The organism is Adhaeribacter arboris (assembly GCF_003023845.1).
In the GTDB taxonomy this organism is placed as follows: Bacteria; Bacteroidota; Bacteroidia; order Cytophagales; family Hymenobacteraceae; genus Adhaeribacter; species Adhaeribacter arboris.
The window spans coordinates 6,032,013-6,052,969 of record NZ_PYFT01000001.1 but is presented as its reverse complement, the minus strand read 5'-3'; the positions used below and the strand labels follow the sequence as shown (position 1 = coordinate 6,052,969).

General features: G+C 41.9%; 18 protein-coding genes and 1 pseudogene. 14 read left to right on the top strand and 5 right to left on the bottom strand.

Features of this window, described 5'->3' with window-relative positions; genetic code table 11:
* The first annotated feature begins 3 nt into the window (after positions 1-3).
* From AHMF7605_RS24600 to AHMF7605_RS24585, 4 genes are read left to right on the top strand one after another with little or no spacing between them, the layout of a single operon-like run.
* Positions 4-1,134, top strand: a complete 1,131-nt coding sequence (locus AHMF7605_RS24600; RefSeq protein WP_106932618.1) for an aminotransferase class I/II-fold pyridoxal phosphate-dependent enzyme — start codon at positions 4-6, stop codon at positions 1,132-1,134.
* The gene (bioD, locus tag AHMF7605_RS24595) at positions 1,131-1,748 is read left to right on the top strand and encodes a dethiobiotin synthase (RefSeq protein ID WP_106933604.1); all 618 of its coding nucleotides are present in this window, start codon (positions 1,131-1,133) and stop codon (positions 1,746-1,748) included. Before AHMF7605_RS24600 ends, bioD begins: the two co-directional genes overlap by 4 nt.
* Positions 1,745-3,022, top strand: coding sequence for an adenosylmethionine--8-amino-7-oxononanoate transaminase (bioA, locus tag AHMF7605_RS24590; protein ID WP_106932617.1), 1,278 nt, complete (start codon positions 1,745-1,747; stop codon positions 3,020-3,022). The genes bioD and bioA overlap by 4 nt, the downstream gene beginning before the upstream one ends.
* A gap of 1 nt (position 3,023) precedes the next feature.
* Positions 3,024-4,217 carry a beta-ketoacyl synthase N-terminal-like domain-containing protein gene (locus AHMF7605_RS24585; protein WP_106932616.1) on the top strand — a complete coding sequence of 398 codons (1,194 nt, stop codon included), beginning with the start codon at positions 3,024-3,026 and terminating at the stop codon, positions 4,215-4,217.
* A 156-nt stretch (positions 4,218-4,373) separates the two neighbouring features.
* On the opposite strand, the gene AHMF7605_RS24580 is transcribed toward AHMF7605_RS24585, so the two are convergent.
* On the bottom strand, positions 4,374-4,832 hold the full coding sequence (locus tag AHMF7605_RS24580; protein ID WP_106932615.1) for a hypothetical protein: 459 nt from the start codon (positions 4,830-4,832) through the stop codon (positions 4,374-4,376).
* A gap of 340 nt (positions 4,833-5,172) precedes the next feature.
* Here AHMF7605_RS24580 and AHMF7605_RS24575 point away from each other — a divergent pair, with 340 nt between their 5' ends.
* The 7 genes and pseudogenes from AHMF7605_RS24575 (at position 5,173) to trpS (ending at position 12,389) form a co-directional block, all read left to right on the top strand.
* Positions 5,173-6,504, top strand: coding sequence for an aspartate kinase (locus AHMF7605_RS24575; RefSeq protein WP_106932614.1), 1,332 nt, complete (start codon positions 5,173-5,175; stop codon positions 6,502-6,504).
* A complete protein-coding gene (lysA, locus tag AHMF7605_RS24570; protein ID WP_233219244.1) occupies positions 6,479-7,639 on the top strand; it encodes a diaminopimelate decarboxylase in 1,161 nt (386 codons plus the stop codon). The genes AHMF7605_RS24575 and lysA overlap by 26 nt, the downstream gene beginning before the upstream one ends.
* Positions 7,640-7,952: 313 nt before the next feature.
* Positions 7,953-8,885: a phosphoribosylaminoimidazolesuccinocarboxamide synthase gene (locus AHMF7605_RS24565; protein ID WP_106932612.1), complete on the top strand. Its 933-nt coding sequence runs from the start codon at positions 7,953-7,955 to the stop codon at positions 8,883-8,885.
* An 83-nt stretch (positions 8,886-8,968) separates the two neighbouring features.
* A pseudogene (locus AHMF7605_RS24560) lies at positions 8,969-9,345 on the top strand (STAS domain-containing protein).
* 17 nt (positions 9,346-9,362) lie between these two features.
* Complete coding sequence (locus AHMF7605_RS24555) at positions 9,363-10,280, top strand: ribonuclease Z (RefSeq protein WP_106932611.1); 918 nt, start codon at positions 9,363-9,365, stop codon at positions 10,278-10,280.
* Between the two features lie 111 nt (positions 10,281-10,391).
* Entirely contained in the window at positions 10,392-11,192 is an 801-nt protein-coding gene (locus AHMF7605_RS24550) for a queuosine precursor transporter (RefSeq protein ID WP_106932610.1), read from the top strand.
* Positions 11,193-11,414: 222 nt separating this feature from the next.
* Positions 11,415-12,389, top strand: a complete 975-nt coding sequence (gene trpS / locus AHMF7605_RS24545; protein ID WP_106932609.1) for a tryptophan--tRNA ligase — start codon at positions 11,415-11,417, stop codon at positions 12,387-12,389.
* A gap of 397 nt (positions 12,390-12,786) precedes the next feature.
* On the opposite strand, the gene AHMF7605_RS24540 is transcribed toward trpS, so the two are convergent.
* The 4 genes from AHMF7605_RS24540 to AHMF7605_RS30855 all read right to left on the bottom strand — a co-directional run bounded on the left by AHMF7605_RS24540 (position 12,787) and on the right by AHMF7605_RS30855 (position 16,564).
* Positions 12,787-14,319 carry an IS1182 family transposase gene (locus AHMF7605_RS24540; RefSeq protein ID WP_106925799.1) on the bottom strand — a complete coding sequence of 511 codons (1,533 nt, stop codon included), beginning with the start codon at positions 14,317-14,319 and terminating at the stop codon, positions 12,787-12,789.
* Between the two features lie 154 nt (positions 14,320-14,473).
* Positions 14,474-15,754: a sensor histidine kinase gene (locus AHMF7605_RS24535; protein WP_106932608.1), complete on the bottom strand. Its 1,281-nt coding sequence runs from the start codon at positions 15,752-15,754 to the stop codon at positions 14,474-14,476.
* Complete coding sequence (locus AHMF7605_RS24530; protein WP_106932607.1) at positions 15,751-16,425, bottom strand: response regulator transcription factor; 675 nt, start codon at positions 16,423-16,425, stop codon at positions 15,751-15,753. The genes AHMF7605_RS24535 and AHMF7605_RS24530 overlap by 4 nt, the downstream gene beginning before the upstream one ends.
* A gap of 13 nt (positions 16,426-16,438) precedes the next feature.
* Positions 16,439-16,564, bottom strand: a complete 126-nt coding sequence (locus AHMF7605_RS30855; protein WP_262512366.1) for a hypothetical protein — start codon at positions 16,562-16,564, stop codon at positions 16,439-16,441.
* Positions 16,565-16,739: 175 nt separating this feature from the next.
* Here AHMF7605_RS30855 and AHMF7605_RS24525 point away from each other — a divergent pair, with 175 nt between their 5' ends.
* The 3 genes from AHMF7605_RS24525 to AHMF7605_RS24515 all read left to right on the top strand — a co-directional run bounded on the left by AHMF7605_RS24525 (position 16,740) and on the right by AHMF7605_RS24515 (position 20,942).
* Entirely contained in the window at positions 16,740-17,360 is a 621-nt protein-coding gene (locus tag AHMF7605_RS24525; RefSeq protein ID WP_106932606.1) for an HD domain-containing protein, read from the top strand.
* Between the two features lie 41 nt (positions 17,361-17,401).
* Entirely contained in the window at positions 17,402-18,307 is a 906-nt protein-coding gene (locus AHMF7605_RS24520; RefSeq protein WP_158267611.1) for a phosphatase PAP2 family protein, read from the top strand.
* A 223-nt stretch (positions 18,308-18,530) separates the two neighbouring features.
* A complete protein-coding gene (locus AHMF7605_RS24515) occupies positions 18,531-20,942 on the top strand; it encodes an outer membrane beta-barrel family protein (protein WP_106932604.1) in 2,412 nt (803 codons plus the stop codon).
* The last annotated feature ends 15 nt before the right edge of the window (positions 20,943-20,957 follow it).

Here is a 20,957-nt window from a genome sequence, read left to right as displayed (position 1 = left end):
GGCATGCAATTTCCGGAGAATTTACAGCAAAAATTAAGTTTACGTACCCAGCAAGGTATTTACCGGCAATTACCAACCAGTAAAGCTGCCATTGATTTTTGCTCAAATGATTATTTGGGCCTGGCCCGGTCTACCGCTTTAAAGCAATTAATAACTCAAGAAGCCGAACAATTTTCAAATTACTTACTGGGTTCTACCGGTTCGCGTTTATTATCGGGCAATCATCCGGTTTATGAATTACTGGAAAAACAATTGGCTACTTTTCACCGAGCCGAGGCAGCGCTTTTATTTAATTCGGGTTACGTAGCTAATCTGGGCTTTTTTTCCGCTGTTCCTCAACGCGGTGATACCATTTTTTACGACGAAGCTAGTCATGCTTCCATTAAAGAAGGGATTCGGTTAAGTTTAGCGAAAGCCTATTCTTTTAAACATAATTCCCTGGAAGATTTAACCCGGAAATTTAAACACGCAGCGGGCAACGCCTATGTGGCCGTCGAATCGGTTTATTCCATGGATGGCGATCAAGCTCCTTTACCTAAATTAGCTGATTTTTGCGAAAAAAAGGGTGCGTACCTGGTGGTAGATGAAGCGCATTCCAATGGTTTATTTGGGGAGAACGGAGAAGGTTTAATAGTAGAAAAAAACCTAACAGATAAAGTTTTTGCCCGCATTATGACCTTCGGGAAAGCCATTGGCAGCCATGGAGCCGCGGTGGTAGGATCAACTTCCTTAAAAAACTATCTTATAAATTTTAGTCGACCTTTTATTTACACCACTGCCCTACCGCTGCATAACATTCTAGCCATAAAATCGGCTTACAGCTTTTTGCCATCGCTACAAGCGGAACGAAACCAGGTAAAAGCTCTTTCCCGCTATTTAAACGAACAGTTAGAAAAATTTACAGGTAATAAATATTTACAAGAGCCGGGGCCGATAAATGTGGTTTTTGCCCCCAACATTGAGCAGTTAAAGAAAATCAGCAGAAATCTTCAGGAAAATAATATAGATGTACGACCGGTTTTCAGCCCAACGGTGCCGGTAGGTAAAGAACGATTACGCATTATTGTGCACGCTTTTAACACGCCGGCTCAAATAGATTTACTGTTAGGTCCTCTGGCAAATTTATGGGCATGAAAAAACTATTCATAACGGGTATTGGTACCGATGTGGGAAAGACCATTGTCGCAGCGATCGTAGCGGAAGCCTTACAAGCAGATTACTGGAAACCCGTACAATCCGGTAACCTCGACCATACTGATACGGATACGGTAAAAGAACTAATTAGTAACCAACGAACTACTTTTCACCCGGAAGCTTACCGCCTGCAACTACCGGCTTCGCCGCACCAGGCCGCCGCCGCCGAAAATATAACCCTGGACCCGAATCAGATGCTACTGCCTAAAACAGATAATATTTTAGTGATTGAAGGAGCTGGTGGTTTACTAGTACCCTTAAACTCTGCTTTCTTGATTATTGATTTAATTGCCCAATTAAAGGCCGAAGTAATCCTGGTATCGCGAAATTATTTGGGTAGCATTAATCATACTTTACTTTCTATTGAGTATTTGCGGCAACGTCAAATTCCAGTTGCGGGTATTGTTTTTAACGGACCTCCTACTCCTGCTTCCGAAGATTTTATTAGTACTTATTCCGGATTAACTAAATTGCCGTCCGTTTTACCGGAGTCTGAAATAAATGCCGCTACGATAAAGCGCTATGCGGCTCTGTTTAGATCTGTTTTACTATGAATTTAGCTTCCCGCGATCAGCAAATCATCTGGCATCCTTACACTCAAATGCAAACCGCCAGCTTACCCCTGCCCATTGTGCGCGGGAAAAAAAGTTGGTTATATACCGAAACTGGCGAAGCTTACCTGGATGCTGTTTCATCGTGGTGGGTAACCATTCACGGGCATTCTCATCCTTACATTGCCGAAAAAGTAGCGGAACAAATAAAGCAGTTAGACCACGTTATTTTTGCCGGTTTTACTCATCCGCCCGCCGTAGAGTTAGCCGAAAAGTTGCTGTCTTTGTTGCCCAATAATCAAAAGCGTGTTTTTTACTCCGATAATGGTTCTACGGCGGTTGAAGTAGCCTTAAAAATGGCCATTCAGTTCTGGGAAAACCAGGATAAACCCAAGCGGCTAATTATTGCTTTCCGGGATTCGTACCACGGCGATACCTTTGGCGCCATGTCGGTGAGCAGCCGCAGCACATTTACCCAGCCTTTCGTGCAGTATTTGTTTCAGGTGGATTTTATTGACGTGCCAATAAAAGGAAAGGAAGCGCAAGTAATAGAACAACTCACTACTTTGGTTCAGCAAGGCGATGTGGCCGCTTTTATTTTTGAGCCTTTGTTATTAGGTACGGCCGGTATGGTCATGTATTCCCCGGAGGTATTAAATCAGCTTTTAAAGATTTGTCAGCAGCACGAAGTCTTAACCATTGCCGACGAAGTAATGACAGGTTTCGGCCGAACCGGTAAAAACTTTGCCTGCGACTATCTTACTATTCAGCCGGATATTATGTGCTTTTCCAAGGGCTTGACCGGTGGGGTAATGGCATTAGGAGTAACTACGTGTACAAATGCTATTTATCAGGCTTTTTTAAGTGATAATCCGGCCAAAACTTTTTTCCACGGCCATTCTTTTACGGCCAACCCTATTGCCTGCACCGCCGCTAGCGCCAGCCTGGATTTATTTAAAGACCCTTCTTGCCTGGAAAACCGGCAACGGATAAGTCAGGAGCACGAAGGTTTCCGCGAAGAAATAAAAGACCATGCTGCTATTAAAGAATCCCGGCAATTGGGTACTGTTCTGGCCATTGAATTGAATGCGGGGCAAACGTCTTATTTTAACAACATCCGGCAGATTCTTTATTCTTATGCCTTGGAAAACCACGTAATTTTGCGGCCTCTAGGTAATATTATTTACGTAATGCCGCCTTACTGCACTACCAACGAAGAATTACGACAAATTTATGATGTAATTTTGGGCATGCTCTCACTAATTGCAAACAACTAAATTGAGTACAAAAAAATACATTGTTATTAAAGGCTTTGGTTCTATCTCCCCTTTAGGAGCTAATTCTACTGAAGTAGACCGGGCTTATTGTCAAGGGAAACCAATTATTTTGCCTCAGCTTTTTAATAATTCTGAAGTTCCAGTTGCCGCTATATCTCCGGAAAACGAAAAATTAGTAACCTCTATTCAGCAGGAAAATCGTTTGTACCGGAATCTGGACCGGACTGTTTTAATGGCCATTCACGCGGCTCGCCAAGCTCTGCAACAAGCAGGCTGGAAGCAAGAAGAAGAAATTGCCGTAAATATTGGCTCGTCTCGAGGGGCAACTAGCTTATTTGAACAATACTATCAGGATTTCCAAAAAGATCCTAACCATATTTCTTCCCAAATTTCTCCTACTACTACTTTAGGAAATATTTCGAGTTGGGTAGCCAACGATTTATCTACCGAAGGCCCTGTCATTAGTCATTCGGTAACGTGCAGTACGGCTTTGCAAGCCTTGGCTAACGGTTTTGCCTGGTTACAATCCGGTATGGCTTTCCGTTTTCTGGCCGGCGCCGCCGAGGCGCCACTTACTCCTTTCACTATCGCCCAAATGCGAGCCATTGGTATTTACGCTACCCAACCCAAGCCCGAATACTGGTGCCGACCTTTAAATAAAGAAAAACAAAATACTTTTGTACTGGGCGAAGGAGCCGCCTTGTTTGCTTTAGAACAAGTTCCAGAGTCTGAACTCTCTCCTGAAACCATTATTCTGGAAGCAATTGGATTTGGCTTTGAAAAAATAACGAGTAAAACCGGCATTTCACCCGAAGGAAGTAATTTTCAGAAAGCCATCCGGAATGCCACTCAAGCTTTATCGGTAAACGACTCCACTATTGATGCGGTGGTACTGCACGCTCCCGGCACGGTAGCCGGCGACGCAGCCGAAATTTATGCTTTAAAAGCAGTTTTCGGGAGAAACCTATCCCTAGTAACCTCAAATAAATTCTTAATTGGGCATACCTTGGGAGCCTCCGCGGCTCTGAGTCTGGAATACGCACTTTGGATTTTACAGCACCAACAATATACCACTTTTCCTTACCCTATTTTCATAGAGCAAAGCAAAAGAACAAATCCAATCCGAAGAATAATGATTTTAGCGGCGGGTTTTGGGGGTAATGCTTCGGCTTTAATTGTCAGGAAGGGGATCTAGACCATAGTCTATTTATTGTAAATTGTTAGATCGTTAAATTGCCGGATTGTTAAAATGTTGCTTGAAAGTACGTACAACGTTTAACTTAAAACCTAAAAAGTAGCACAACTTTCTAATCTTCTAACTATTCAGCTTGCAACCTGTAACTTCAACCTATCAAACCCGAAAATCGAAGTAGTTAATTTCCTCAATTTCTTTTAAAAACTTAAAAGAGGCATATTTATTCATTATAAACTCATCTCCCCGTAACCAAACCAATTTTTCTTCTACGCCATAGGTATTGTAAACACAAGTTGTAGGAGATATAATGTAATCTACGGGTTCATCTTCATAAAACAAGGTATCATAAGCATTAAAAGCCAGCAACTTATCGCTGTAGTTCTTATTAGCTAAAGAATTAACGATAAAAACACCGCCTTCAATTTTACCAATTTTAGTAAAACCGTCCGGGGTTTCAGCCACACAATCTATGCCGCCTTGCTCAATAGAGGGGCCTAAAATCAGACCACCCGCCCGGGCATCAATTATGAGCCCAGCTTTTATTAGTTTCCAGAATTCTTTTTTGGAAATAATATCTAAATCTGTATCCGAATGAACGTAGTTGTAATCTTCCATAAGGGAAAGTGATTAAAATAAAAAGGAAGGATAAGTTCAGGATTTTCTTTTACTGAATTATAGTGTTAAAAGTTATAACTATTTTCAATAAAGTTCACATAGTAAGCTATTTAGTCAGCTTAGGTGGGGAAGTAAAAACATTGGTAAATCTAGTCGGCGGCTATTACTTAACAATTTATAAATTTTACCCTAATCTAATTAGTTGCTGGTTATTATTTATAGATTTAAAGGCAAATAGCTAAAAATTTAACAATTATTTAACAAATACTTGAAAAATTCGCTAACGTCTTCCTGAATTTAGTAGTTTTACAACATAATACATCCTATAAATTACCTATTCATGAAAATTCTAAAGTTTGGCGGAACTTCGGTAGGTTCTCCTCAAAACATGAGACTAGTAGCCAACCTGATTAACGATGCGGATCGTAAAATCGTGGTTTTATCGGCCATGTCGGGTACCACGAATAAATTGGTAGAAATTGCCGGTAAGTTTTCCCAACAACAAACCCAGGAAGCGCTTAAACTCACCGAGAATTTACACAAAATTTACCGGGAAGTAATACAAGATGTATATACCACCGAGAAGAAAAAGTTCGCGGCATTAGACTTGGTGCTTTCTCATTTCGATTTTATTAAATCATTGGCGGTTGGTCCTTTCTCTATTCGCGAAGAGCGGGCTATTTTAGCGCAGGGAGAATTACTTTCTACGGCTTTATTTCAGTTTTTACTCGAAGAAAGGAACCGGGATTCTGTTTTGCTACCGGCCCTTAATTTTATGCGGATAGATGAAAACGAGGAACCGGATGTAAAATTTTTGCAGCAAGAATTAGCGGCTACCTTAGCCAAATACCCGAATACCCATCTTTTTGTTACCCAAGGCTATATCTGCCGGAATTCGTTCGGCGAAATAGATAATTTGAAGCGCGGTGGCAGCGATTATTCGGCTTCGTTGATTGGCGCGGCCGTAAAAGCCTCCGAAATTCAAATCTGGACCGATATCGACGGCATGCACAATAACGATCCGCGCATTGTCCGGGATACTTATCCCATTGCGGAATTATCGTTCGACGAAGCGGCCGAACTAGCTTATTTCGGCGCAAAAATCCTGCATCCTTCCAGCGTTTTACCCGCTAAGCAAAAGAATATTCCGGTAAAATTACTCAATACCATGCAGCCGGAAGCGAAAGGAACGACCATTTCAGCGCAATCGTCGGGGAAAAATATCAAAGCTGTGGCCGCGAAAGACGGAATTGTGGCCATAAACATAAAATCGAGCCGGATGCTGCTGGCGTATGGTTTCTTGCGCCGGGTATTCGAAGTTTTTGAAGAATACAAAACGCCCATTGATATGATCACTACCTCGGAAGTAGCCGTATCCGTAACCATTGATAACACCAAGTACTTATCGGAAATAATTGCCGAGTTAAAAGAATTTAGTTCGGTGCAGATAGATGAGAATCAGACGATTATTTGTTTAGTGGGCGACTCCATAGAAGAAGTAGCTGGTACAACCGTAAAAATATTCGATTCTTTAAAAGCTATTCCCTTGCGTATGATTTCGTACGGGGGAAGTAAAAATAATATTAGCTTGTTAATCAGCACAACAGATAAAAACCGGGCCTTAGTGGCTTTAAACGAAGGTGTATTTGAAAGGGAACCCGCACATGCTTAATCTGGCCGAGCAAAACTGGAATGGGCAAAATACCCCATTTTATTTCTACGATCTTCATTTACTACGGCAAACCTTACAAGCGGCTCGAACGGAGGCTGACCGGTATGGTTATCACGTGCATTACGCCTTAAAAGCAAATAGCAATGAACCTATTCTTAAATTAATTCGGGAAACTGGTTTTGGAGCTGATTGCGTGAGTGGCAATGAAATTAAACAAGCGTTAGCCACTGGTTTCCGGCCCGCGCAAATTGTTTTTGCGGGAGTCGGGAAATCTGATGCCGAAATTAATTATGCCTTGGAGCAAGATATTTTTTGTTTCAACTGCGAATCGATGCAGGAACTGGAAATTATCAGCGAATTGGCTCAGCAGCAAAATAAAATTGCCCGCATCGCATTACGCATTAACCCCAATGTAAATGCTAATACGCACAAATACATTACCACCGGCCTCGAAGAAAACAAATTCGGCATTAATACCTGGGAACTGGCCGACGTAATTACTTTATTGCGGCGCTTACCTAACTTAGAACTGCTCGGTAGCCATTTCCACATTGGTTCCCAGATTACGGACTTGCAGGTTTTCGAAAAATTATGTGTGCGGGTAAACGAAATTCAGCAGTGGTTCCGGGAACAAGGCATCTACCTGAAGCATTTGAATGTGGGAGGTGGCTTAGGAGTAGATTATCGCTCGCCGGAAGAAAACCCTATGCCGGATTTTGCCGCGTACTTTGCCATTTTCAACGAGCACCTGGCCGTGGAACCGGACCAGATAGTGCATTTTGAGTTAGGTCGGGCTTTGGTAGCGCAATGCGGCGCTTTACTTTCTAAGGTGCTTTACATTAAAAAAGGCCAAAAGAAAAACTTTGCCATTCTGGACGCCGGCATGACCGAGTTAATCCGCCCCATGCTCTACCAGGCTTATCATAAAATTGACAACCTGAGCAGTACTTTACCCAAACAAGTGTACGATGTGGTGGGTCCTATTTGCGAATCATCGGATTGTTTTGCCCAGGATGTTGCCCTACCCGAAACGAAACGTAACGATTTAATTGCTATTCGTACGGCGGGAGCGTACGCCGAAGTAATGGCTTCGAATTATAATTTGCGCGATAAAGCTCCGGCCGTTTACCGGTAAAATAAACTAAGAAAGTACCTGAGAAAGCCTGTATTTTACAGGCTTTTTTCATTTAATCTTATCAAAATAGATTCAACCCAAATTTTAGCATTTAGCCGAAATTTTTAGCATTTGAATATATTTTAATTTGTACTTTAGAGAAAAAAAATCAGGAGCCATTCTGGTAAAAATGTGGAAATTAAACAAGTAAGAGGGCACCCACATAAAATATGGGTATATTTAAGCGCAATTGTTTCCCTGTAATCCGTATTTAGACCTATTTTGACCTTCAGAATATCTTGCTAACTTTACACCCCATTCAGAAAAATTTTTGATGCAGGCTCTTAAAGAGACAAATTTTCATTTTGATAAACAGACAGGTTTTTACCGCGGTAAAGTTCGGGATGTTTACTACTTTCAGGATAAGCTAGCGGTAGTGGCCACGGATCGTATATCTGCTTTTGATGTGGTATTACCGCGGGCCATTCCGTATAAAGGCCAGGTACTAAACCAAATTGCGGCCACCTTTTTAAAAGCTACCTCGGATATTGTGCCTAATTGGGTATTATCTCATCCGGATCCTAATGTTACTATCGGCATTAATTGCGAGCCGTTTAAAGTAGAAATGGTTATCCGGGGTTACTTGGCGGGCCATGCCTGGCGGGAATACCAAAGCGGTAAACGCGAAATTTGCGGGGCTCACTTACCGGATGGCTTGCGCGAAAACGATAAGCTACCCGCGCCTATTATCACTCCTACCACCAAAGCGGCCGAAGGACACGACGAAGATATTTCGCCGAAAGCCATTGTGGCAACCGGAATTGTGGCGGAAGAAGAGTACCGCCAGTTAGAAAATTATACCCGCCAATTATTTGCCCGGGGTACAGAAATAGCCGCGGAGCGCGGTTTATTACTCGTAGATACCAAATACGAATTTGGGAAAGCCAGTGGCAAAATTTATTTGATTGACGAAGTACATACCCCTGACTCCTCGCGTTATTTTTATGCCGATGGTTATGCCGAACGGCAAAAAGACGGCCAGCCGCAAAAACAATTATCGAAAGAGTTTGTTCGTAAATGGTTAATCGAAAATAATTTTCAAGGAATGGCCAACCAACGCGTACCCGAGATGGACGATGACTGGATTCAAAGTATTTCGGAGCGCTATATTGAATTATTTGAGGTGGTTACCGGGCAGCCTTTTCAGAAGACAGATTATAGCCAGGCGCTTAAACGGATTGAAGCTAATATATTGCAAAATGTTTAATTATGGGGGAGTAGTACCCCTAAATATTATAAAATCTTAATTTTTTTTAGTACATTCGTATTCTAAACATTATTTCAGTTCTTATGAAATACACCATTGATAAAAAGAAAATTATACCATCATCACCATTGATGAGAAGAAATTAGATACAACTATTGCCCCAGATTTAAAATCAGAATTTGTTAAGCTTAACGCCGAAGGTATTTCTAATCTTATCCTGGATTTAAGCAACGTAAAATATACCGATTCGTCGGGCTTAAGCTCTATTTTAATTGCCAATCGTTTATGTAACTCTTCTAATGGTTTATTAATATTAGCTGGTTTACAGGATCACGTTATGAAATTAATCACCATCTCTAAACTGGAATCGGTTTTAAACATATTACCTACCGTAGAAGAAGCTATTGACCGAGTATTTTTACACGAGATCGAACGCGATTTAACCAATAAAGAAGAATAAGGTAAGCAGCGGAAGTATTGGAATTTGAGCTTAAAATACTTGGCAGTTCTTCCGCCACTCCTTCTCCCGATCGCCATCATACTGCTCAGGTTTTAACCATTGGTAACCAGATTCATTTAATTGATTGCGGCGAAAATGCTCAAATGCAGCTGATGCGTTACAAAGTAAAGCATCAGCGCATTTCTAATATCTTCATCAGCCACCTCCACGGCGATCATTTTTTCGGGTTATTTGGGCTGCTCTCCACCATGCACCTGCAACACCGAACTCAACCCTTAAACTTATTTGGTCCACCGGGTTTAGCCGAAATACTCACTACTCAATTCCGGTATTCTCATACCCAGTTAAGCTTTAAACTTACCTTTCACGAACTCAATACTACGGTTCACGCGCCGATATTTGAGGATAAAACGATAACGGTTCATACTTTGCCCATGCAGCACCGGATAGATTGCTGCGGCTTTTTATTTCGGGAAAAACCCAAATTGCGGCATTTAATTAAAGATAAACTTCCCAGCTTTTTATCTCATGCTCAATTAGTCCGCCTGAAATTGGGAGAAGATATTTTAGACGAAGCCGGCAATTTACTCGTAGCTAACGCCAATGTAACCAGCGAACCTAATCGCAGTCGTTCGTACGCTTACTGTTCCGATACCCGCTACAAAGAGGATATCCTGCCGTACATCAGCCAGGTTGATTTGCTTTACCACGAAGCTACTTTTCTGGACGAGCTCCGCGAACAGGCAGCCTACACCATGCACTCTACGGCCCTTCAGGCGGCTACCTTAGCGTTAAAAGCCGAGGTGAAGCGTTTGCTAATAGGTCATTTTTCGGTGCGTTACCGCGATTTAACTCCTCTTTTACGCGAAGCAAAGTCCATTTTCGACAACACCCAATTAGCTCTCGAAGGTAAAACCATTAATATCCTGGAGTAAATCCTACCTTTTTAGTTCTTCGTAAGAATAATTTGGCTATTTATTTATAAAATAACTTTACCCATCTTTTATTTCTGAATCTTGGTGTAATTTAGCTGGCAAAAATTTACTATGAGTCATTTAGCTTTAACTACGCAGCGTAAAAGAAACACCTTGTTTTTGATACTATGCAGTATTTTTCTGGCCAATGCTTTGTTAGCGGAGTTAATTGGCGTAAAAATATTTTCAGCGGAAGCTATCTTTGGGTTACCAGGCGCGCAGATTCCCGTACTATCCGGCTTTAAACTAGACTTTAATTTAACGGCGGGCGCCGTAATCTGGCCTCTGGTGTTTATCAGCACCGACATTATCAACGAGTATTTTGGCAAGGAAGGGGTAAAAAAAATCAGCATTATTACCGTACTGCTTATTTTATATATGTTTTTAGTAATTACGGTTATTGGTGCTTTGCCTCCTGCTCCGTTCTGGTTAGAGGTAAATGGTAAAGATGCCGCCGGAAACCCTTTTGACATTAACTATGCTTTCAACAGTATTTTTCGCCAAAGTTCGGGCATTATTATTGGCTCGGTAACGGCTTTCTTAATTTCCCAATTTCTGGATGCTTCGGTTTTTCATTATTTACGGCGGGTAACGGGCAGCCGTAAAATATGGCTGCGAGCTACCGGCTCTACTCTTATTTCACAACTGGTGGATTCTGTTGTAGTTTTATTTGTGGCTTTTTACTTGTTTGGCAATTGGGAACTGAAGCAAGTTTTAGCGGTAGCTAGTATTAATTACATTTATAAGTTTGTGGTAGCAGTAGTGCTCACTCCTCTTTTATACCTGGCCCATTTTGGTATTGACCGCTACCTTGGAAACCACCTTTCCGAACAAATTCAGCAAGAAGCTGTGCTGGACGAAAGCCAGTTGTAAGTTGCAGGTTGAAAGTTGAAAAGTTGTGTTTCGTTTTAGGTTTTAAGTTATACTTTGTACGTACTTTCAAGCAACATTTTAAAAATTCAACAATTTACTTATAACATTCTAGGGACTGTCGCCTGTGGGCTATGGTCTAAAAACAATTTATAGGTTTTCCGTGGACTATCGACTATGGTCTGTGGACTAGAATAACTATCTTGCCAAAAAATCAATTTTAGTATGTCGCGTATCTTAACTGGCATTCAAAGCTCGGGACGACCCCATTTAGGCAATTTGTTAGGTGCCATTATCCCGGCAATTGAACTTTCTAAAAATTCTGCCAACGATTCACTTTACTTTATCGCGGATATGCACTCGCTCACTACCGTGCGCGATGCCCAGCTATTACGCCAAAACACGTATGCGGTAGCGGCGGCTTGGTTAGCCTTTGGGTTTGATACCCATCGCAATATTTTTTACCGGCAATCAGATGTGCCCGAAGTTACCGAACTTACCTGGTACCTGAGCTGCCTGACGCCGTATCCGATGCTGGCCAACGCCCATTCTTTCAAAGATAAATCAGACCGTTTATCGGATGTAAACGCTGGTTTGTTTATCTATCCGGTTTTGATGACCGCCGATATTATTTTGTACGACGCCGAATTTGTGCCGGTCGGGAAAGACCAAATGCAACACCTGGAAATAGCCCGCGACATTGCTACTGCCTTTAACAACACCTACGGCGAAACTTTTGTGGTACCCCAAGCTAAAATAGACGAAGCAGTAATGACGGTACCGGGTACGGACGGTACGAAAATGAGTAAATCTTACGGTAACATTATTGATATTTTTGTGGAGGATAAAGCTTTGCGAAAAACGGTAATGTCTATTATATCGGATAGTAAAACGCTGGAGGAACCGAAAGTACCCGAACAGGACACTACCTTTGCGCTTTATTCTTTGTTGGCCTCGCCGGAAGAAACGGAAACCATGCGCCAAAATTATCTTGCCGGTAATTATGGTTACGGCCACGCGAAACAGGCTTTGTTTGAATTGATTATGCGTAAGTTTAAGCAGGAACGGGAGCTATTTACTTATTACATGAATAATTTGTCCGAAATAGATCAGAAACTAGCCGAAGGAGCCGCTAAAGCCCGGGAGATTGGCTCGGGAGTACTAGCCCGGGTAAGGGAACGATTAGGGTATCGGGTGTAAAGCCTATTTTCTACAGCCTGGACACGAAATCTGAGTAGACGTACGGCTACAATCATTCGTTTAGCAGTGGTTGGAGTCCGTTTTAGGCTCAGGTGTTGTTTCTTTCGGTTTGTCTCGGTGATGGCTCTCTTCGCTACTGATTATCTTAAATACAGCGTTGACTTAAATCAAAGACTCGGCCTGATAGAGTTATTATTAAAGCTATAACTCATCTCGTAATTCAAAAATTAACTTTAATTCAGGAGATGGCATTATCAGGTAGATAAATTGCTAATAAGCCAAGGGTTGTCAAGCCTTTTTTCCATCTCCTTATCCCGTCGTGGCTGTTGCACAACTCCCTTTTGAGCCGCGTCCTATTTCCCTATCTGAACTCAATGCTGCTCCTAATAGTGCTCTCTTAGTGGAAAAACAGCTTAGTAAAAGCAAAAGAATAGCTGCTAAAAGCAGATTCTTGATTCTTTTGAAGTGCCAAAGCTTGGCTGACCGCTTTCACCGGTTTAAACTTCAGATATTTCTTCAAGTTAAAAGCAGTGGTGGCCAGCAGCATCACCTTGTGAGCCCCGGCTTTACCCCGCACTCCTATTTTCCGGAGACCATAGTAATGAATTAAGCTGCCGAAGACCGGCTCTACCGTGCTTTGTCGAACTCGCTTCATCCGTTTACCTTTTCTACTTTGCTGTCTTTCTAATGCTCGTCGATATTCCGAATCGTATGCAGTACGGGTGATTTGGCGGCATTGGCTTTTGGGAACGCAAGAAGATTTGAGCGGGCAATGTTTACAGTCCTGGTAGGTAGCCCGGTAGATTTTTAGCAAACCTCCCTCCGCATTGGTGTCATAGGTCTTAAAGGCGAGTATCTTCCCGGTCGGACAGGTGAAATAGTCAGCTTGTTGGTCATAAGGAAAACCTTCTATCTCGGACTTGTACTGGCCAAATACGGGTATCCAGCCCGTTATCTTTCTTTGCTCTAAAAAGGCGTAGTTGCTACCGTTAGAATAGCCACCATCCGCTAGCAGTTCCTTTAGACGTAGTTCATTATCTAGTAGCCGTCGCTGCAATCTCAGCGTGATAGCCGGCAAATATTGGCTGTCCCGCCCATCAGCCAAATCCGCTTGAACATGGCTGATAACGCCTTTGGCTGTATCCACCGCCAGGCTGCAATAATAGTTAAGTTGTCTGGCTTTGCCCGGTTTGACCGATATGCGGGCATCCGGATCGGTGGAACTGTAGTGCGTTTTATTGCTGACCAGGCGGGCCTTCTCGTGCTTACCGCCTAAGCCTTTGGGAGATGCTTTCAGCTGATCTTGGTGCTTTTCCAGTTTTCTTAACTGGTACTCCGGAGCCGAGAGGAACTGTTCTGGCTTTCCCTCTTTATTCTGGTTGGACTTCTTTACTACCGCTTCATTCTCGAGGATAACCTTCGTTAAGTGCTTTTTCACCGACTCGGGTGATTGTTTTAAAAGCAGGCTATCCATCGAAGCATTGGCCTTAATGGGGGCGGAGTCAATCGCCTGCCGATGACCGGCTACCATGCCTTTCTCGACACATAAGCGAAAGACTCTATCAAACAGTAGCTCAAACAACTTCTCCGGGTAAAGCTGCCGAGTACGAGAAACCGTGGAGTGCCAGGGCAAGGGCTCATCTATTTGGTAGTCTAAAAAGTAAAGCAGATCTAGTCGGAGGCTACAGTGCTCGATCAGTTGGCGGTCGGAAACAATATTCTCCAGGTAACCCACCAAGCAGAGCTTAAAGAAGACTACCGGATCGATCGACTGCTGACCACATCGTCCGTAGTAAGGTTGGGTAAGCTCGTAGAGAAAATCCAAATTCAACTGCTGTTTCAAGCGGCGATAGAAGTTGTGTTCTGGTACATGTGCCGAGAGCGAAAAAAGCAACGCCTTTTCATCTTCCAAAACCTTTCTGCCTTGCATAACCTTAAAAAATAGTCCTATCCTTCTTCAACGATTAACTTCAATCAAGGGGTTGTGCAACAGCCACCGTCGTTTTCTGAGAAAAGTTGGTTGGTCAATCAATTTCATCAGGACGAGACAAAGCTATTTCTGGGCAAGACCGAAGTTATGAACCTTAAAATCTGATGACGAAAAGATGGCCGCCTTGCTGGAACATATAACGGATAGACCAGTGGTACTGATGACAGATTTGCTGGACAATAGCCAAACCCAGGCCGCTGCTGGGAGCTTCCATAGAAGAAGAAATAAAACGCTTGAACAAGTTTCCCGAATTCAGGGGTTTTTCACCCGTATTCCAAATCTTTAGTTCGCCAATAGCTTGTTCTACCTTAATTTTTCCATTCCTTGGGGTGTGCCGGATAGCATTTAGCAGTAAATTGGTCAATAAAATTTCCAGTAAACTCTTATTTGTTTTTAATATAATATTTTCCCGCAACTGATTTTCCACGGTTAAACCTTTCCCCTCCATATGCTCCATCAGTAAGTCCAGGTTTTGTTGCAATAACTGATTCAGATCAACCGCTTCATTTTCGTCGAACTGGTAGTTTTCAATTTTGGCGAGCAATAATAAATTTTTATTTATCCGGGAAACCCGGGCTAAAGGTATATTGATCGATTCAATTATGTGGGCTTGTTCTTCGGTTAACAATTCATTTTGCAGCATTAAATCCAGCTTCGATTTTATTAAGGCTAAAGGCGTTTGTAGCTCATGCGAAGCATTTTCGGTAAATTCTTTTTGCTGCCGGTAAACCGATATGTTCTTTTCTATTAGTTTATTAAGGGCTTGATTTAATTCGGTAAACTCCTGGATATTCGTTTGCCCAAACTCAATATTACATTGGCTGTTCAGGTCAAAAGTTTTTAACTGTTCCAGAGTTTTCTGAAACGGCTGCCAAATACTTTGAGATATTTTGTGGTTTAAAAATATAAACCCGCCCATGAGTAGTAAGAAGAAAAGAAGGGTTACAGTGGCAATAGCCAGCATGGTTTCTTCCGTTTCTTCCACGTTCGTTTCCACTAGTAAGTGGTAAGGCTTTCCTTTTACCTGGAGATAAACCGATAAGCAACGAAACCGATCCCTTTCCTGGTTAAATTCATTTTGCCTTCTTATGGTATAGTGCTGGTCGGGCTTTATTTCGCTGGTGGTAGCTGGTTTTAAGCTGGTTCCTGGCTGTATTTGGTTCCATAAGGCTAAACTTTGCTCGAAGGCAGCATCCGTAAAGTTTATCGTTTTCAAACGGTGTTCAATTCTTTCCCGTACAATCTGGTTATGCTCATCTAATTCGGTTAACCAGATAGAATCCACGATAAATAAATAAACCGGAATACTGGCAGCTAAAACAAACAAAGCATAAATAGTAAATGCTTTAAGGGGCTTGTTTAATAATTTACTCATATTTCCCATTTATACCCCATTCCATAAACTGTTTTCAGGTATTGGTCACAACCCGCTTCGGTAAGTTTCCTTTTTAAATTTTTAATGTGGGCATACACAAAATCATGGTTGTCTAACATGTCGGCTAGGTCGCCCGATAAATGCTCGGCCAAAGCGCTTCGGGAGATTACCCGGTTTTTATTGCCAATGAAAAATAAAAGTAAGTCAAACTCCTTTTTCGTTAGGTTTAACGGCTCGTGGTTTACGCTAACGGTTTTGGCCAATAAATTAATTTCCAGTTCCTTCAACTGAATAACATTAGCATTCCCAAACTGCCGGCGACGAATGATAGAATAAATTCGGGCGGCTAGTTCTGATAGATGAAAAGGTTTGGCTAAATAATCATCGGCCCCTAATTGTAAACCGGTTATTTTATCCGAAATAGAATTTTTAGCGGAAGTAATAATAACGCCGTCTTGCTTATGCTGCCGTTTTAGTTCTTCTAACAATTTTATTCCATCCCCACCCGGCAGCATTAAATCCAGCAAGATACAATCGTAAGTGTAACTGGTAATTTTATCCAAGGCTTGCGAAAAAGTCGCCGCGTACTCACAGAGGTAATTTTCAGTAGTTAAATAATCCGCAATATTTTGGGCCAACTCTTCTTCGTCCTCAATAATCAAAATCTTCATAGGCCTAATTTAATTACCCAATTTTGAATAATTTTGGAATAGCCCGAAAAGAGAAAACTACCTCTTCAAAAATACCTTTCACCCACCGGATTAAATGGAAAAGTAAATTAGGTGATTCTTCCCCTTTAGTAAGTCGCATAAGGACTCATAAAATTCAAAATTAATTCAAAATCTCTAAAGTCCTTTAGTCGAAAGTTTAATTAATAATTTCCTGGCAATTAAAACAGGCCCAAGCCATTACCAGGCTTTTGCAACTTCTGTTTACCCGCCAGTGATGCGATTTTGGAGATTGTTAGAAAGATGATTGAAAATTAATGCACTATCCAAGTTCAGAAAATTATACGTTTTCCGCAATAATAGAGGAGGCCGCTTCATTTGTTACTAAACTTTTTGCCAGCCCATTGTTCGCTAATCTGTTTTTTCACAACTATGAACATACACAAACAGTCGTGCTGGCAGCCCGAGAATTAATCCGAGAGATGTCGCTCTCGGATTCGGAAACCGAAATAGTACTGTTAGCTTGTTGGTTTCATGATACTGGTTATTGCACCCAATATACGGGACATGAAGAGGTGAGTAAAGGAATAGCCCAGGCTTTTCTGTTAAATCAAGGATGGGGAGAGGAAAAAGCTAAAAGGGTTTTAGCGTGCATAGCAGCAACCCGGTACCCACAAACTCCCAAGAATCTTTTAGAAGAAATTATTTGTGATTCGGACTTATATCATTTATCCTCGACCGATTATGAAACAGCCCAGTCAGAATTACGCCAGGAGAGCCTAATTTACCTGCTAAAAAGTTATTCGGATCAGGATTGGAATCAGCAAAACTTAGATTTCCTGATCAAACACCGCTATTTCACCGACTATGCCCGGAAATATTGGGAACCCGGAAAAGTCAAGAATATCCAAGCGCAACTATCCAAATTAGATCATTAAAAAAGACACTACCCTGAAGAGGGATGCCAGAGCTAATTTTTATGAAAAAATTATTGTTTCTATATTTACTATTACCCCAGTTTCTCCTCGCCCAAACGAAAGAGTTAGTAATAACTACGTACCCTATTTCAGGGCCTCCCGATAGAACCACCCAAGTTTCTACCGGAAAAAAAATATCCTTTGCCGTAAATTATTCAGGTAGCCTGGAGGTAGTTACTATTTTTTCAATTCCCGATGCTTTAGTAAAGAGCCAGGATGATCCTGCTGAAGATAAATATATTCATAAGGTTATTAGAAAAGCCACTCTTCCGGTAATGCTGATAGGATTTGGATTTGCTGGTACCGGAAAGAGACCGTTATTGGAATATAATGAAGAAATAGAAGAGGCGATTCAAGAACATTATAGTGGTTTTCATACCAAAATAGATAATTATACCCGCTATGCTCCCATTGCTATGGCCTATTGCCTTAACATTGCCGGTATTAAGGGCCAACATAGCCTAGTGAACTTAACTTGTTTGTTTGTGCTCTCCGACTTTATTAGTAGCGCCACTACCAAAACCCTAAAAGACATAACCCACCAAATGCGGCCGGATCATTCTACGGCCGACGCTTTTCCTTCCGGGCATACCAGCGGTGCTTTTACGGGTGCCACCATCTTGTTTTTAGAGTATAAAGATAAGAGCATTTGGTACGGCATAAGTGGTTATTCCTTTGCGGTTGCCACCGGGGCATTACGTATGATGAACAATAAACATTGGTTTTCGGATGTAGTAACCGGAGCGGGAATTGGCATACTCTCTACCCAAGTCGCCTACGCGGTTTATCCTTGGATTCAAAAGCAAATTAGCCAGGGAATTCCCAAGCTTTCTAATAAAAGTTTATTCCTCTCGCCAACCTATGCCAATAAAGCTTTAGGGATAGGAATGGTTTACCAATTGAAATAAAACCTTATTCTTTAAAGTGGGCATCACCTGATCTTGGTAAAGTGTAGATAATGAACTTTGTACCTCGAACTATTGGGGTACATTAACTTATTAAGGGTAGAAACTTGCTTCTTAAATTCAAAATTTATTCAAAATAAAAGCGGTAAATTACTGCTAAAAGCCGGTTTAAGAATTTTTTAAAAGAGAGATAATCACCAGATCTAAATCAAAGTAGAATAAACCAATGCGGATAAAAATCATCTTATTATTCACCTTAATGGTGTTATTCCATATTCGAGTGTATGCCCAAATTAAAAGTGTTACACTATCGGGTTTAGTAAAAGACAAAACGGCTAACGCTTCTCTTTCCTTTGTAAATGTGGTACTTAAAACTGATTCGGATGGTGCTTTTGTTATCGGTACCGTCACCAACGAAGAAGGCCGGTTTACCCTTTCCGGTATAAAGCCAGGCAATTACTTTCTGGAAACCTCGCTCGTGGGGTATACCACCAATCGGCAGACGTTATTTGTGGGCAGCCTTTCCGAATTTTTGGATATAACTACCATTGAACTCGCCCCAAATACCCTTGCTTTACAGGAAGTGGTAATTACGGGTAAACAGGATGCCGTAAGTGAAAAGATGGAAAAGAAGACCTTTTCCGTGGCTGACAATATTAGCCAAAGCGGGGGTTCGGTGTTACAGGCCATGCAAAACTTACCAGGGGTAACCGTGCAGGACGGCAAAGTACAACTGCGGGGCAACGATAAAGTAACTATATTAATTGATGGGAAGCAAACGGCCTTAACGGGCTTTGGTAACCAGACTGGTTTAGATAATCTTCCGGCTTCGGCCATTGAGAAAATTGAAATTATTAATAATCCCTCGGCCCGCTATGATGCCAACGGCAATGCCGGCATTATTAATATTATCTACAAAAAAGAAACTCAGGAAGGCTTTACCGGCAAAGCAGGATTTGCCACCGGTTTGGGAGCCTTGTGGGTGCGAAAAGAAAATTTACCTACCATTCGCCCGCAGTACCGGTCCACGCCTAAAATAAACCCCTCGCTAGCGCTAAATTACCGTAAAAATAAAATTAACGCTTTTTTTCAGGGCGATTACTTGTACACCGAAACCCTGAACAAAAATGAATTTGTCACCCGAACTTACGACGACGGTACTATTATCCGGCAGCAAACTAAACGCAATCGGAACACGGGTTTTTTAGCTTTAAAATCGGGTATCGACTGGAATATTAATTCCTCCAACACCCTCACGGTTTCGGGCCTATATGGCAGCGAAAAAATTATTGACCACGGCGATGAGCCTTTTTTTAACGCCAACTTATCGGAACGCTATCGGCTTTGGCAATTTTTAGAAGATGAGCTGAAAACCACCGTGGTAGGTTCGGCCGCCTATCAGCATAAATTTAAACAAGCCGGTCATCTCCTGAATATTGGGTTTAACTATACCTTCCACCGGGAAGACGAAAAGTATTTTTTCGATAATATTTTACCCACCTACACCGGTAAAGATGCCTTTAAACTTATTTCGGATGAGCATGTGGCTGACTTAAATATTGATTATATTAAACCGTTACGGTACGGCCGTTTGGAAGGAGGTTTAAAAGTGCGTAAGCGGGATATCCCGACCAATATGCAATTCTTCCCGGGCCTTAACTCGCCTTTAGATGTAGATGCCGGGGGAAAGGCTACTTACAAAGAAGTAATTCCGGCTTTGTACGGAACCTACGTTTTTGAAAATGAGAAGTACGAGGCCGAACTTGGTTTGCGCCTGGAATACGTCGATTTACAATACCAGGTAAACCCAAACCACCCGACTTATAAAAGTGATGGTTACCACTACACCCAGCCTTTTCCCAATGTGCGGCTTGCCTATAAAATAAATGACCTGAATAAAATATCCCTGTTTTATAACCGGCGCGTAGACCGCCCTAATGAGGTAGATATCCGGATTTTCCCGAAATACGATGATGCGGAAATAATTAAGGTCGGGAATCCGGAATTGCAACCGCAATTTACGAATTTATTGGAGGTGGGTTATAAAACCAGTTGGACGGGCGGCAGTTTTTATTCGGCGGCTTACCATCGGTTTGCTAATAAAACCATTACCCGTATTGCCAGCACTGTACCAGGGAGTAATTTAATTTATGCCATTTTCCAGAATATTGGTAAGAGCTATAATACCGGTCTGGAAACTGTTCTTACTCAGGAGGTCAATAAATGGTATTCCTTTAACCTGAATCTGAACGGATACCGCAACCAGATCAATGGTTTTACGGTGCAAAATAAATACCCGGTGCTGCATACCTTTACGGCCCCGCAACAGGAACTTATTTCCGGCAATGCCAAGTTAAATAACACTTTTCATTTCCCTAATAGCTTGGAGGCGCAACTTACCGCCATTTACCTGGCGGCCGACCTCATTCCGCAAGGGAAGATTGATGCTCGTTTTTCTTTAGACCTGGGTCTTAAAAAGTCCCTGCAAAATGGAAAAGGGGAAGTATTCTTCAATGCTACGGATCTATTTAATACGATGGTCATAAAAAGAGAAATTGATGGCGAAGGCTTTGGCTATACCAGCCAGGATTATTATGAAACCCAGGTTTTGCGGGTAGGATATAATTACAAATTTTAATTTTACAAAGCCGCG

Coding starts and splice junctions, on each gene's coding strand:
- AHMF7605_RS24600 (WP_106932618.1), top strand. CDS start 4: ATGCAATTTCCGGAGAATTTACAGCAAAAATTAAGTTTACGTACCCAG.
- bioD (WP_106933604.1), top strand. CDS start 1,131: ATGAAAAAACTATTCATAACGGGTATTGGTACCGATGTGGGAAAGACC.
- bioA (WP_106932617.1), top strand. CDS start 1,745: ATGAATTTAGCTTCCCGCGATCAGCAAATCATCTGGCATCCTTACACT.
- AHMF7605_RS24580 (WP_106932615.1), bottom strand. CDS start 4,832: ATGGAAGATTACAACTACGTTCATTCGGATACAGATTTAGATATTATT.
- AHMF7605_RS24575 (WP_106932614.1), top strand. CDS start 5,173: ATGAAAATTCTAAAGTTTGGCGGAACTTCGGTAGGTTCTCCTCAAAAC.
- AHMF7605_RS24565 (WP_106932612.1), top strand. CDS start 7,953: ATGCAGGCTCTTAAAGAGACAAATTTTCATTTTGATAAACAGACAGGT.
- AHMF7605_RS24550 (WP_106932610.1), top strand. CDS start 10,392: ATGAGTCATTTAGCTTTAACTACGCAGCGTAAAAGAAACACCTTGTTT.
- trpS (WP_106932609.1), top strand. CDS start 11,415: ATGTCGCGTATCTTAACTGGCATTCAAAGCTCGGGACGACCCCATTTA.
- AHMF7605_RS24540 (WP_106925799.1), bottom strand. CDS start 14,319: ATGCAAGGCAGAAAGGTTTTGGAAGATGAAAAGGCGTTGCTTTTTTCG.
- AHMF7605_RS24535 (WP_106932608.1), bottom strand. CDS start 15,754: ATGAGTAAATTATTAAACAAGCCCCTTAAAGCATTTACTATTTATGCT.
- AHMF7605_RS24530 (WP_106932607.1), bottom strand. CDS start 16,425: ATGAAGATTTTGATTATTGAGGACGAAGAAGAGTTGGCCCAAAATATT.
- AHMF7605_RS30855 (WP_262512366.1), bottom strand. CDS start 16,564: ATGCGACTTACTAAAGGGGAAGAATCACCTAATTTACTTTTCCATTTA.
- AHMF7605_RS24525 (WP_106932606.1), top strand. CDS start 16,740: ATGCACTATCCAAGTTCAGAAAATTATACGTTTTCCGCAATAATAGAG.
- AHMF7605_RS24520 (WP_158267611.1), top strand. CDS start 17,402: ATGAAAAAATTATTGTTTCTATATTTACTATTACCCCAGTTTCTCCTC.
- AHMF7605_RS24515 (WP_106932604.1), top strand. CDS start 18,531: ATGCGGATAAAAATCATCTTATTATTCACCTTAATGGTGTTATTCCAT.